9 protein-coding genes are annotated in these 13,261 nt (G+C 71.7%); 7 read left to right on the top strand and 2 right to left on the bottom strand.

Annotated elements, in window-relative coordinates:
• The first annotated feature begins 111 nt into the window (after window positions 1-111).
• The 3 genes from ACFY1U_RS40535 (at window position 112) to ACFY1U_RS40525 (ending at window position 3,693) form a co-directional block, all read left to right on the top strand.
• A complete protein-coding gene (locus ACFY1U_RS40535) occupies window positions 112-297 on the top strand; it encodes a hypothetical protein (RefSeq protein WP_390699042.1) in 186 nt (61 codons plus the stop codon).
• Between the two features lie 134 nt (window positions 298-431).
• Window positions 432-3,479 (top strand): AAA family ATPase, encoded by a 3,048-nt coding sequence (locus tag ACFY1U_RS40530; protein WP_390699041.1) that lies wholly within the window; start codon window positions 432-434, stop codon window positions 3,477-3,479.
• 22 nt (window positions 3,480-3,501) lie between these two features.
• Entirely contained in the window at window positions 3,502-3,693 is a 192-nt protein-coding gene (locus ACFY1U_RS40525; RefSeq protein ID WP_365844114.1) for a DUF6191 domain-containing protein, read from the top strand.
• 4 nt (window positions 3,694-3,697) lie between these two features.
• Here ACFY1U_RS40525 and ACFY1U_RS40520 read toward each other — a convergent pair whose 3' ends face one another.
• Together ACFY1U_RS40520 and ACFY1U_RS40515 are read right to left on the bottom strand one after the other, a co-directional pair.
• A complete protein-coding gene (locus ACFY1U_RS40520) occupies window positions 3,698-4,843 on the bottom strand; it encodes a PQQ-dependent sugar dehydrogenase (RefSeq protein ID WP_390699132.1) in 1,146 nt (381 codons plus the stop codon).
• Window positions 4,844-5,107: 264 nt separating this feature from the next.
• Window positions 5,108-6,106 carry an aldo/keto reductase gene (locus ACFY1U_RS40515; protein WP_390699040.1) on the bottom strand — a complete coding sequence of 333 codons (999 nt, stop codon included), beginning with the start codon at window positions 6,104-6,106 and terminating at the stop codon, window positions 5,108-5,110.
• A 75-nt stretch (window positions 6,107-6,181) separates the two neighbouring features.
• Between ACFY1U_RS40515 and ACFY1U_RS40510 the strand changes: the two genes are divergently transcribed.
• The 4 genes from ACFY1U_RS40510 (at window position 6,182) to ilvN (ending at window position 13,216) form a co-directional block, all read left to right on the top strand.
• Window positions 6,182-7,132 carry a 2-hydroxyacid dehydrogenase gene (locus ACFY1U_RS40510; protein WP_390699039.1) on the top strand — a complete coding sequence of 317 codons (951 nt, stop codon included), beginning with the start codon at window positions 6,182-6,184 and terminating at the stop codon, window positions 7,130-7,132.
• 458 nt (window positions 7,133-7,590) lie between these two features.
• A complete protein-coding gene (locus ACFY1U_RS40505; protein WP_390699038.1) occupies window positions 7,591-10,590 on the top strand; it encodes a putative bifunctional diguanylate cyclase/phosphodiesterase in 3,000 nt (999 codons plus the stop codon).
• 225 nt (window positions 10,591-10,815) lie between these two features.
• Complete coding sequence (locus ACFY1U_RS40500) at window positions 10,816-12,669, top strand: acetolactate synthase large subunit (RefSeq protein ID WP_390699131.1); 1,854 nt, start codon at window positions 10,816-10,818, stop codon at window positions 12,667-12,669.
• Window positions 12,670-12,691: 22 nt separating this feature from the next.
• Entirely contained in the window at window positions 12,692-13,216 is a 525-nt protein-coding gene (gene ilvN / locus ACFY1U_RS40495) for an acetolactate synthase small subunit (protein WP_059128941.1), read from the top strand.
• Window positions 13,217-13,261 lie beyond the last annotated feature (45 nt).

The raw sequence follows: 13,261 nt of genomic DNA, 5'->3' as shown, positions 1-13,261 counted from the left end.
CCGGCGGTCTTGAAGATGCGGAACTCTCCCGATGTGGCGCACCCCCCTTGGAGACGAAGGTTGAGGCATCGCAACAAGCGAAGCCCAACCGCCTCTCACAAGGGACACACCATGTACGAGTACGAGATCTCCCAGCTCCGCTCCGCCGAACTGATCCGCCAGGCCGAGCAGGAGCGGCTGGCCCGCGAGGTCGTCCGCGGCCGCCGAGCCGCCCGCCACGAGGCCACCCGCCATGCCGCCGAGGACGAAAGCCATAGCCGGGCTCTTCGCCGGCTCCGGTCCGCCCGCGCGGCGTGAGCGCGGCAAGCGCCGGGCGGCCGCAAGCGGCCCGTCCGGCGCTTGAGGGCGAGGCCTCTTCAGGGCCGAAGCGGGGGTCTGGGGGCGGCAGCCCCGAGACGAAAACCGTTCCCCCGCTGTCGGACCCTCATGCGATGCTCGGCATCGTGGAGACCAGGTCCGTAAGCCCCGTGTTCGTCGGCCGAACAGAAGAACTCGACACCCTGAACGACGCCCTCGCCCAAGCCGCCGCAGGCACCCCTCAGGCCCTCCTGATCGGCGGCGAGGCCGGGGTCGGCAAGACCCGGCTGGTCGAGGAGTTCGCCACCGCGGCCTGCCGTGAGGGCGCCGTCGTCGCGCTCGGCGGCTGTGTCGAGATCGGCGCCGACGGGCTGCCCTTCGCCCCCTTCTCCACCGCCCTGCGCGCCCTGCGCCGCGAACTGCCCGACCAGCTCGCCGCCGCGGCCGCCGGCCAGGAGGAGGAACTCACCCGGCTCCTGCCCGAACTGGGCGAGGCCTCCGGAGGGCGGCACGACGAGGAGGGCATGGCCCGCCTCTTCGAACTCACCGCCCGCGTCCTGGAGCGCGTCGCCGCCGACCGGACCGTCGTCGTCGCCCTCGAGGACCTCCACTGGGCCGACGCCTCCACCCGCCACCTCCTCGCCTACCTCTTCCGCACCCTGCGCACCGGCCGCCTGGTCGTCCTCGCCACCTACCGCGCCGACGACATCCACCGCCGGCACCCGCTGCGCCCCCTGCTCGCGGAACTCGACCGGCTGCGCACCGTCCGCCGCGTCGAACTCGGCCGTTTCAACCGGGAGGAGGTCGGCCGCCAGATCGCCGGCATCCTCGCCACCGAACCGGACCCCGCCCAGGTCGACGACATCTTCGAACGCTCCGACGGCAACGCCTTCTTCGTCGAGGAACTCGCCGTCTGCGCCAGCGAGGGCTGCGGCACCGGCCTCACCGACTCCCTGCGCGACCTGCTCCTGGTCCGTGTCGAGGGCCTGCCGGAGATCGCCCAGCGGGTCGCCCGGATCGTCGCCGAGGGCGGCTCCACCGTCGAGTACCGGCTGCTCGCCGCCGTCGCCCAGCTCGCCGAGGACGACCTCATCGAGGCGCTGCGGGCCGCCGTGAACGCCAACATCCTGCTGGCCACGCCCACCGGCGACGGCTACCGCTTCCGCCACTCCCTGGTCCGCGAGGCGGTCAGCGACGACCTGCTGCCCGGCGAGCGCTCCCGCCTCAACCGCCGCTACGCCGAGGCCCTGGAGGCCGACCCGGCGCTCGTCCCCGCCGACCAGCGCGTCATGCGCCTGGCCAGCTACTGGTACCACGCCCACAGCGCGGCCAAGGCCCTCCCCGCCGTCCTGGACGCCTCCGTCGAGGCCCGCAGCCGCCACGCCTACAGCGAGCAACTGCGGCTCCTGGAACGGGCGATGGAGCTGTGGGACACCGCCCCCGAGGACGTACGGGACCGGCTGCGCCCCATCGACTACACCGAGGTCTACCCGCCCTGCGGCTGCGACCCGGCCACCACACCCCTGCGCTATCTGGACCTGATGGCCGAGGCCGCGGTCGCCGGCCGGCTGTCCGGGGAACGCGAACGCGCCCTGAAGATCACCAAGCGGGCACTGCATCTGCTGGAGGACGAGGGCGATCCCCTGCGCGCGGCCTGGTTCTGGGTCCAGCGTTCCCGCCTCGTGCAGGCCCTGGCCCGGGGCGACGGCTGGAAGGAACTGGCCACCGCGCAGGAGCTGGTCCGCGGCCTGCCGCCCTCCGAGGTCCACGCCGAGGTGCTCTCCACCGCCGCCAACTGGTCGATGCTCCACGAACCCGGCCCCGAAGCCCTCTCGTCGGCCGAGCGTGCCGTCGAGTACGCGCGCATGGTCGGCGCCCGCGAGATCGAGCTCAACGCCCGCCTCACCTACGGCGGCCTGATGGTCGACGCGGGTTCCGTCGAGGCGGGCCTCGCCGAGATGCACGAGGTCAAGGACCGGGCCCTGGAGGAGGGCGTCTCGTACGTCGCCGCTCGCGCCTACGTCAACCTGGCCTCCGAACTGGACGCGGTCGGCCGTACCCGGGAAGCCGTGCCCCTGCTCCAGGAAGGCCTCGTCTACACCAGGAAGTTCGGCCAGCTGGACTCCGAGGCCTGGGTGTGGGCCAACCTCTCCGAGGCGCTCTACTCCCTGGGCCGCTGGGACGAGGCCGCCGACGCGGCGGCCGGCGCCCTGCGCGTGGGGCACGGCGCCAAGCCCCGGGGCAGCGGCGCCAGCTGTCTCGCGCACGTCGCCCTCGGCCGTGGCGACCTGCCCGAGGCCGCCCGCCAACTCGCCGCCGCCCGAAGCTACTTGGGCACCCACGATCCCATGCCGCAGCAGACCCTGCCCCTCTCCCGCATCGAGATCGGCGTGGCCGCCGGCGAGGGTCGCCTCCTCGACGCCCGGGCCGAACTCGCGCGCGCCCTGGTCTCCGACATCCCGCCCGGCACCCAGCGCTACGGCTGGCCCCTGCTGCTGGCCGCCGCCACCGCCGAGGCCGACGCCCGGACCCTGCCCGCGGCGGCACAGGGCCGCGCCGACGCCCTCGAACGGCTCCGCGAGGCCGTCAAGAAGACCACCACCGACACCCCCATCTGGCTCGCCCACGAGCAGTGGGTCCGCGCCGAACTCGCCCGCGCCGAGGGCCGCGACACCACCGACACCTGGTCGGACGTGGTCACCGCCTTCGAAGCCCTGGACCGCCCCTACGACCTCGCCCGCGTCCGCCACCGGCTGGCCGAGGCTCTTCTCGCCTCGGGCGGCGACGACGAGCGCGACCGCGCCGCCGAACTGCTGCGTCTGGCCCACGCCGTGGCCGACCACCTCGGCGCCCGCCCCCTTGCCGACGCCGTCGCCCTGCTGGCCCAGCGGGCCCGCCTCGCCCTGAAGCGCGTCCCCGACCGGAGGCCCGCCGAGCCCGCCGACCCCGCGGAGGCGCTCGGCCTCACCGGACGGGAACGCGACGTCCTGCGCCTGGTCGCCGCCGGCCGCACCAACCGCCAGATAGCCGAGGAACTCTTCATCTCCCCGAAGACCGCCAGCGTCCATGTGTCGAACATTCTGGGCAAGCTCGGCGTCTCAGGAAGAGGAGAGGCGGCGGCGGTGGCGCATCGACGGGGACTCTTCCCGCCGGGGGATGGCGACCGGCTGATCGCCGGATGACGCAGCAGCTGAAGGGAAAGCGATGTTCAACGTCTTCGAGGAACTCTTCGCACCCGGCCGCAAACACACCCGTGACGAGAAGAAGAGGCTGGAACTGACCCGCGAGGACGTCGGTGACAACGACCCCGGACGGGGGCCGATAGACCTCGAGTCCGGGAAGGTCGTCGTACGGCCGCCTCGCCAGGAGGACGGGACGGACGCTGCCGAGGAGTGAACTCTCAGCCGACCCGCAGCTCCAGGATTCGGTCGTCGCCGGACTTCGGGTCTCCTCGTCCGTCCGTGTTGCTCGTCGTCAGCCACAGCTTGTCGCCGCCGGCCGAAACCACGGTGCGCAGACGGCCGTACTCGCCCCGCAGGAACGGCTGCGGATCGGCCGAGGCCGCCGTGCCCTTCAGGGGGATGCGCCACAGGCGCTCGCCCTTCAGAGCCGCCATCCAGATCGAGCCCTCGGCGTAGGCGATGCCGCTGGGGGAGGCGTCGTCCGTATGCCACTGGGCCAGCGGGTCCTGGTACTTGGGGTCGGACGACCTGCCCTCGGCGTTCGGCCAGCCGTAGTTGCCGCCCGGCTTGATCGCGTTCAGCTCGTCCCAGGTGTCCTGGCCGAACTCCGAGGCGAGCAAGCGCTGTTCGGGGTCCCAGGCCAGGCCCTGGACGTTGCGGTGACCGTAGGAGTAGACGGGGGAGCCCGGGAAGGGGTTGCCGGGAGCCGGGTCGCCTTCTGGGGTGAGACGGAGGATCTTGCCGCCCAGGGAGTTCCTGTCCTGGGCCAGGCCCCGGTTCCCGCTCTCGCCCGTGCCCGCGTACAGCATCCTGTCCGGGCCGAAGGCGATCCGGCCGCCGTTGTGGATGTGGCCCTTGGGGATGCCCTTGAAGATCGTGTCCGGCGCGCCCAGCTGTTCGCCGGCCGGCTTCCTCGCGTCGTACAGCAGGCGGACGATGCGGTTGTCCGAGGCCGAGGTGAAGTACGCGTAGATCATGTGGTCCGCGGCGAAGTCCGGGGAGAGCGCGATGCCGAGGAGGCCGCCCTCTCCGGCGGGTGAGACTCCGGAGACCTTGCCCAGCTCCGTCCTGCTGCCGGTCTTCTCGTCGACCTTCGTGATCGTCCCCTCGTCCCGGGAGGAGACGAGCAGGCCCCCGCCGGGCAGCCGGGCGAGGCCCCACGGGGTCTTCAGGCCCGTGGCGACCGTGCGCAGCACCTTGACGGAGCCCTTGGCGGGCGGGGCCTGTTCGGCGGCCTGCTGCGACGAGGACGAGGTCGCGGCAGTGCTCCCCGGCCCCGTACGGTCACCTCCGCCCCCCGGCCCTCCGCCGGAGGAACAGCCCGCCGTCAGCAGGAGCGCGGTCGTGGCCAGCACGGCCGGCACAGCTCGTCGTAGCACGATCTTGGTCCCTTCGGGCGGCGGTCCAGCGGCAGGCTCTCCTTGTCCTACTCCGCCCGCGCCTCACAGGTTCCCGGTCCCCGAATCCCGAATCTCCGTCGCCGCGGCCGCCCGCCCGCTTCCGGTCTCACGACCGCTGCCGTCGGTCCCGGGATCCCCGCGCGCCCGTGGCCGTGGTGAGCTGCGATCTGTTGCAGATCGTGTGCGGTCGGCCGGTTGCCGGTTGCGGTGGGGGCGCCACCGCCGGCTTCAGTCCCAGGACCCCCGCGCCCCCGGCAGTCCCGCCACCTCGGCGAGGTCCTCCGGGCTCAGGCGGAGGGCCGCGGACGCGGCGTTCTCCGTTGCCCAGTGCTCGTGTTTGGTGCCCGGGACCGGGACCACGTGCCGCCCCTGGGCCAGCACCCAGGCCAGGGCCACCTGGGCGGGCGTGACCTCGTCGCCGTGCCGGGCCGCGACCCGGCGCAGGCCGGCCACGATCGGCTGGTTCGCGGCCATCATCTCCGCGGTGAAACGGGGGTGGCGGGCGCGCACGTCGTCCGGCTCGAAGCCCTGTCCCGGGGTGAGCGTGCCGGTCAGGAAGCCGTTGCCGAGCGGCATCGCCGCCAGGAAGCCGACGGCACGCGCCTCGCACCACGGCAGCAGCGACTCCAGCGCCTCCGGCGACCACACCGACAGCTCGGCCTCCACCGCGCTCACCGGGAACACCTGCTGGACGCGCTGGAGTTGCCTGATCGTCGCGTCGTGCAGTCGGCCGCCGGAGCGCCGGCCGCCGCGGGCGCCCACCGCGCACCACCCCAACGCCCGTACCTTTCCGGCCCGGACGAGCTCCGCCATCGCTCCCCACGTCTCCTCCACCGGGACCTCCGGGTCCTCGCGGTGCAGCTGGTAGAGGTCGATGACGTCCGTCTGCAGGCGCCTCAGGGACGCGTCGCAGGCGCGCTTCACATAGCCGGGGCGGCCGTTGGCCACGATGTGCTGCTCGCCCACCAGCAGGCCGACCTTCGTCGACACGAAGGCGTCCCGGCGGCGCTCCTTCAACACCCGCCCCACCAGCAGCTCGTTGGTGAACGGTCCGTACATGTCGGCCGTGTCCAGGAGCGTCGAGCCCACGTCCAGCGCCCGGTGCACCGCCCTGAGCGACGCGTCGCCCCGCTGCCGCGACCCGCTGTACGCCCAGCTCATCGGCATGCACCCGAGTCCGACGGCCCCCACCGCGAGTGCCCCCGCGCCGATCGTCCTGCGCTCCACCTGCTCGTGACCCTCCCTCTCCTGGCCCCCCAACCTAACCTCTGCACTGCCGTGGCCCTGACATAGCCTCCTGACATGACTGCTGACGTGTGGCTTGCCATCCCGCCCGACACCATCGAGGGGCTTCCCGAAGGCCCCAACTACCGCTTCTGGGACGGCGCCGAGGACTTCCCCGCGGATCCCGCCGACTGCGTCTTCTACGTCGTCCCCTACATGAAGCCCGGTGACGTGGGCGTACGTCCGCTGCCCGCATTGAGCGGCGTACAGGTCGTACAGACCCTCACGGCCGGAATCGACAGCCTGGAGCCTGGGCTGAAGCACCTGCGCCCCGGCGTACAGGTGTGCAACGCGCGCGGGGTGCACGAGACGAGCACCGCGGAGCTCGCGCTCACCCTGATCCTCGCTTCGCTGCGCGGCGTCCCCGACTTCGTGCGCGCCCAGGGCCGCGGGGAGTGGCTCGGCGGTGTCCGGCCCGCGCTGGCCGACAAGAACGTCCTCATCGTCGGTTACGGGGCGATCGGATCCGCCATCGAGGACCGGCTCGTTCCGTTCGAGGTGGCGCGGGTGGCGCGCGTCGCGCGCTCTGAGCGCACCACGGCGCGCGGCCCGGTGCATCCGCTCACCGATCTGCCCGCCCTGCTGCCACAAGCGGACGTCGTCGTCCTCGTCACGCCCCTCACCGAGGCCACTCGCGGCCTGGCCGGCGCCGACTTCCTCGCGCGGATGAAGGACGGCGCTCTCCTGGTGAATGTCTCCCGCGGTCCCGTCGTCGACACCAAGGCCCTCCTCACCGAGGTGGAAACCGGCCGCATCACCGCCGCCCTGGACGTCACGGACCCGGAGCCGCTGCCCCGCGAACACCCCCTGTGGCGCGCGCCCGGCGTCCTGATCAGCCCCCATGTCGGCGGCCCCACGTCCGCGTTCCTGCCCCGCGCCAAGCGACTGCTGGTGGACCAGTTGACCCGGTTCGTGAACCGGGAGCCGCTGCGCAACGTGATCCTTACGACAGGCGCGAACGGCGCGTGATCCCGACGGCTTGAGCATCCCGTGCGCGCCCCGCGTGACGGGCGCAACGGGCGTGTCATCCGCTTCCGGTACCCTCCGCAACCTTGCGGACGCGGTCCGTGCTCACATTCCCGCTGGTCGTCACGGAGCGTAGAGGAACTATGTCCCTGAGTGACGGGACTGGTGTATCGTCCCGAGCAGGGGCTGCGCCGCACCGTTCGGCGCCGGGGATGGACATTCAGACTGTGAGGGGGGCGACGGGCGATGCACGGCCTATGGGCGAGCGATCCGACGCGACGGGGCCGCCGGAGGCGACTCTGGCGTACGGCCGCGCGCAGACGCGGTCACCACGGCAGTCACGGCTGCCGTCACAGCCATCACCACCGCAGGCACAGCCGCCGGGAGCATGCGCACCCAGCGCACCGGGTGCCGCGGGACCTGGGAGCGATGCGGACCGGGTGGGCCCGGTGAGCTCGCCCATGCCCCCCACGACCACCCTCGGCGCAGCGGTGCGGGTGCAGTCCTCGCCGGGGACGCTGCTGCCCCGTCCGCCGGCCGCCGGCCGCGGACCCGGCCTGGTCCCCCAACTCGTTCTGGCCCTCGTCTGCGCGGGATACGCCGTCGGTTCCGCGTTCGGCTGGGGTTCGGAAGAACTCTCGCTGATCATGGGTGACTTCGGACTGAGCGCCGCGGCCGGCACCGCCGCGGTGTCGCTGTTCGTGTACGCCCGTGGCCGCCGTGTCCGCTTTCGACCCGCCTGGCTGCTGTTCGCCCTCTCCTCGGCCATGGCCGCCCTGGGCAACGGCGTCTGGGGGTGGTACGAGGTCGTCCTGGGGGAGCAGGTGCCCACTCCCAGCTATGCCGACCTGTTCTTCCTGTGCTTCGCGCCGCCCGCGATCGTGGGGCTCCTGGTGCTCGCCAAGCGGCCGGTGACCAAGGCCGGCTGGGTGTGCCTCGCGCTCGACGCCTGGCTGATCGGCGGCTCGCTGCTCACGCTGTCGTGGAGCCTCGCGCTCGCCCAGGCGGCCAAGTTCGACGGGCCGAGCGTTGCGCACACCGCGCTGTCGCTCGCCTATCCGCTGCTGGACATCGCCCTGGTCAGCATGGTCCTCGCGCTGCACTTCAGGCGCTCCGCGGTGAACCGCACGGCGGTCAACACCGCCATCGGCGCGCTGGCGCTGACGGTGATGTGCGACGCCCTGTTCACCTCGCCGCTGCTGCACAACAGCTACCACTCGGGCCAGTTGCTCGACGCGGGCTGGTTCGCCGGCTCCCTGCTCCTCGCGTACGCCCCCTGGGCCGCGCCCCGGCAGGGGCAGCAGCCCGGAGCGGACCGCTGCGACCTCGACGGGCACACACGCGTGGTGCACGAACACGTGCCGGGCCAGCGGGGCGGCGCGCACCAGCATCACCCGGCACCGCAGGCAGGTGATCACAGCCGGTATCCGGCCGCCCGGCCCATCGCCGGCTCCCTGGCCGCGCTCACGCCCTATCTCGCGGCAGCCGTGTGCACGCTCGGGATCCTCTACACCGTCCTGAACGGCCACCGGGTCGACCGCGTCGTGCTGCTGACCGGCGGCACGGTGGTGCTCGCCCTCGTGGTGCGCCAGGGCATCATGCTGCTCGACAACATCACCCTCACCCAGGAACTGGCCCAGAAGGAGAACCACTTCCGCTCCCTGGTGCAGGGCTCCAGCGACGTCATCATGATCGCCGCGCCCAACGGCATCCTCCGCTACGTCTCCCCGGCCGCCGCCGGGGTCTACGGACGGCCCGCCGAGGACCTCGTGGGTACGGAACTGGCCAATCTCATCCACCCGGAGGACCTGGGCTGTGTGGTGCACGAGGTGCGCCGCTTCCTCGCCGCCAGCCCGATCGAGGAAGCCACTACGCGCATCGAGTGCCGCTTCCGGTCCGGTGACGGCGGCTGGCTCAACGTCGAGTCCACGGTCAACCGCCACCACGGCGGCCTGATCTTCAACAGCCGGGACGTGACCGAGAGAGTGCGCCTGCAGGCCCAGCTGCAGCACAACGCCGAGCACGACCCGCTCACCGACCTGCCCAACCGCGCCCTGTTCACCAAGCGCGTCCAGCAGGCCCTGTCCGGCCGCCGGGCCGCCGACCGGGTGTCCCTGCGCGGGACGGCCGTCCTCTTCATCGATCTCGACGGCTTCAAGGCCGTCAACGACACGATCGGGCACCAGGCCGGGGACGAGCTGCTCGTCCAGGCCGCCCGCAGACTGCAGGACGCGGTCCGGCACGGGGACACCGCCTCCCGGCTCGGCGGCGACGAGTTCGCGGCCCTGATCGTGGGGGACGGCACCCGGGACCGCTCCGCGCGCGAACGGCACATCCTGGAGCTCGCCGACCGCCTGAGGATCACGCTCTCGCAGCCGTACCTCATCGACGGCAACGATGTCCGGGTGGCGGCCTCCATCGGCGTCGCCTTCGCCGAGTCCGGCCTCGGCGCGGGCGAGCTGCTGCGCAACGCCGACCTCGCCATGTACCGCGCCAAGGCGGCCGGCAAGGGCCGCGTCGAGCTGTACGCCCCGCAGATGCAGCAGGACGTCGTACGCAAGGCGGAGCTGGCCACGCGGCTGCGTGCCGCACTGCACGACGGCGAGTTCACGCTGCTGCACCAGCCCGTCGTCTGTCTGGAGGACGGCCGGATCGCATCGGTCGAGGCCCAGGCGCGCTGGCGGTCCTCGCAGGGGGTGCTGTTCACCCCTGCCGAGTTCCTGCGGGTCGCCGAGGACAGCGACAAGACCGCCGAACTCGGCCGCTGGATGCTGGAGGAGGCCGTGGAACAGGCCGCCGAGCGCACGGGCACGGGGCTGTCGGTGCCCGTCGCGGTCCCGATGAGCGCCCGGCGACTGCTCGACCGCTCGATGCCGCTCGCCTCGATCGAGGCCCTGCTGACCCGGCACGGACTGCCCTCCGGGTCCCTGGTGATCGAGCTGTCCGACACCGACCCACGGGTCTCCCTGGACGAACTGGAGCGACGCCTGGCCGCCCTGCGCAGGCTCGGTGTCCGGATCGCCCTGGACGGCTTCGGCAGCGGCCACGCGGCGATCACGGCGCTGCGCAGACTCCCCGTCGACGTGCTGAAACTCGATCGCGGCCTGGTCGAGGGCGTCGTCGAGTCGGCGCGGCTGCACAAGATCACCAGTGGACTGCTGCGGATCGCGACCGACCTCGGGCTGCAGTCCGTGGCCGAGGGTGTGGACCTGCCCGAACAGGTCGTCGCCCTGCGCGCGATGGGCTGCACCCACGGACAGGGCATGGCCTTCTCCGGCCCGCTGGACGAGTACCGGCTCCGGCGAGCGCTCGGATCCGGCCACTACCCGGTGCCGCACGGCCCGATCGAGCCCGCGTTCGCGGGCGGTGGCGGAGGGGTGTACACCAGTGGTGTACCCGCCGTTCTGGGAGGCGGAAGTGCCCTGCGCTCACATAATGAGACTCCCGTCCCACCCACTTGACACGTGGTGCGTGCCGGGGGGAGGGTCTGTGCCATGCGCACCCGAATTCTCGTACTTGGAAAGCGCGTCGGCTGACGCTGAGCCCACCACCGCTCAGCGATCTCCACCCGGCGCGCTCCCCTCGCTTGCCTTACGGCACGAGGGGTTTTTTGTTGCACAGGCACTTTTCGTGCAGCAGCCGAACACCGTACAAACCTCGCAAAAACCCTCAGCATCGAGAAGAGACTGACGATGACCGAGCAGGCCACCGGGGCCCATCCGCAGCCGCGGCCCCGATCCGGAGGACAGCAGTCCGCACCCGAGCACGTCACGGGTGCGAAGTCCCTCATCCGCTCTCTCGAGGAGGTCGGGGCCGACACGGTATTCGGCATTCCCGGCGGTGCCATCCTTCCCGCGTACGACCCGATGATGGACTCCACCCGGGTGCGCCACGTCCTGGTCCGCCACGAGCAGGGGGCCGGCCACGCGGCCACGGGTTACGCGCAGGCCACCGGCAAGGTCGGCGTCTGCATGGCGACCTCGGGACCGGGCGCCACCAACCTGGTGACCCCGATCGCCGACGCGCACATGGACTCGGTGCCGCTCGTGGCGATCACCGGCCAGGTCGCGTCCAAGGCGATCGGCACGGACGCCTTCCAGGAGGCGGACATCGTCGGCATCACCATGCCGATCACCAAGCACAACTTCCTGGTCACCAAGGCGGAGGACATCCCGCGCGTCATCGCGCAGGCCTTCCACATCGCCTCCACCGGCCGGCCCGGCCCGGTCCTGGTCGACATCGCGAAGGACGCGCTGCAGGCGCAGACGACCTTCTCCTGGCCGCCGGTCATGGATCTGCCCGGCTACCGCCCGGTGACCAAGCCGCACGCCAAGCAGATCCGCGAGGCCGCCAAGCTCATCACCTCCGCGAAGCGGCCCGTCCTCTACGTCGGCGGCGGTGTCATCAAGGCACACGCCACCGCCGAGCTCAAGGTTCTCGCCGAGCTCACCGGAGCGCCCGTCACCACCACACTGATGGCGCTCGGCGCATTCCCCGACAGCCACCCGCTGCACGTGGGAATGCCGGGCATGCACGGTGCGGTCACCGCCGTCACCGCGCTGCAGAAGGCCGACCTGATCGTCGCCCTCGGAGCCCGCTTCGACGACCGCGTCACCGGCAAGCTGGACAGCTTCGCCCCGTACGCCAAGATCGTCCACGCCGACATCGACCCGGCCGAGATCGGCAAGAACCGCGCCGCGGACGTGCCGATCGTCGGGGACGCGCGCGAGGTCCTCGCCGACCTGATCCAGGCGGTCCAGAAGGAGCACAGCGAGGGCCACCAGGGCGACTACAGCGCCTGGTGGAAGGACCTCAACCGCTGGCGCGAGACCTACCCGCTGGGCTACGAGCACCCCGAGAACGGCCAGCTCTCGCCGCAGCAGGTCATCGAGCGCGTCGGACAGCTCGCACCGGAGGGCACGATCTTCGCCGCGGGCGTGGGCCAGCACCAGATGTGGGCCGCGCACTACATCCAGTACGAGAAGCCCGCCACCTGGCTGAACTCCGGCGGCGCCGGAACGATGGGCTACGCGGTCCCGGCCGCGATGGGCGCCAAGGCCGGCGCCCCCGACCGGACGGTCTGGGCGATCGACGGCGACGGCTGCTTCCAGATGACCAATCAGGAGCTCACCACCTGCGCCCTGAACAACATCCCGATCAAGGTCGCCATCATCAACAACGGCGCCCTCGGGATGGTCCGCCAGTGGCAGACCCTCTTCTACAACCAGCGCTACTCCAACACCGTGCTGCACTCCGGCCCCGAGGCCGACGGCAAGCAGCCCAGCGCCGGCACCCGCGTCCCCGACTTCGTGAAGCTGTCGGAGGCCATGGGCTGCTACGCCATCCGCTGCGAGGACCCGGCCGACCTCGACAAGGTCATCGAAGAGGCGAACTCCATCAACGACCGCCCCGTCGTCATCGACTTCATCGTCCATGAGGACGCGATGGTGTGGCCGATGGTCGCCGCCGGCACCTCCAACGACACGATCATGGCCGCACGGGACGTCCGCCCCGACTTCGGCGACAACGAAGACGACTGAGCGAGAGAGACGCAACCAGACCATGTCCAAGCACACGCTCTCCGTCCTGGTGGAGAACACCCCGGGCATCCTGGCCCGGATCGCCGCCCTGTTCTCCCGCCGCGGCTTCAACATCGACTCGCTCGCGGTCGGCGTCACCGAGCACCCCGACATCTCCCGCATCACCATCGTGGTGAACGTCGAGGACCTGCCGCTCGAGCAGGTGACCAAGCAGCTCAACAAGCTCGTCAACGTGCTGAAGATCGTCGAGCTGGAGCCGGCCCAGGCCGTCCAGCGCGAACTCGTCCTGGTGAAGGTGCGCGCCGACAACGAGACGCGCTCCCAGATCGTCGAGATCGTCCAGCTGTTCCGCGCCAAGACCGTCGACGTCTCCCCGGAGGCCGTCACCATCGAGGCCACGGGCAGCAGCGACAAGCTGTCCGCCATGCTCAAGATGCTGGAGCCGTACGGCATCAAGGAGCTCGTCCAGTCCGGCACGATCGCGATCGGCCGCGGCGCCCGCTCGATCACGGACCGGTCGCTGCGCGCTCTCGACCGGTCGGCGTAACGACGTGTTGGGGCGGCCGGGTGACACCGGCCGCCCGTATACCGA

It is taken from the genome of Streptomyces sp. NPDC001351 (assembly GCF_042896045.1).
In the GTDB taxonomy this organism is placed as follows: domain Bacteria; phylum Actinomycetota; class Actinomycetes; order Streptomycetales; family Streptomycetaceae; genus Streptomyces.
Note: the sequence above shows the minus strand (reverse complement) of the source record. Positions and strands in the feature narration are given on the sequence as shown.

Coding starts and splice junctions, on each gene's coding strand:
- ACFY1U_RS40505 (WP_390699038.1), top strand. CDS start 7,591: ATGCCCCCCACGACCACCCTCGGCGCAGCGGTGCGGGTGCAGTCCTCG.
- ACFY1U_RS40535 (WP_390699042.1), top strand. CDS start 112: ATGTACGAGTACGAGATCTCCCAGCTCCGCTCCGCCGAACTGATCCGC.
- ACFY1U_RS40510 (WP_390699039.1), top strand. CDS start 6,182: ATGACTGCTGACGTGTGGCTTGCCATCCCGCCCGACACCATCGAGGGG.
- ACFY1U_RS40525 (WP_365844114.1), top strand. CDS start 3,502: ATGTTCAACGTCTTCGAGGAACTCTTCGCACCCGGCCGCAAACACACC.
- ACFY1U_RS40530 (WP_390699041.1), top strand. CDS start 432: ATGCTCGGCATCGTGGAGACCAGGTCCGTAAGCCCCGTGTTCGTCGGC.
- ilvN (WP_059128941.1), top strand. CDS start 12,692: ATGTCCAAGCACACGCTCTCCGTCCTGGTGGAGAACACCCCGGGCATC.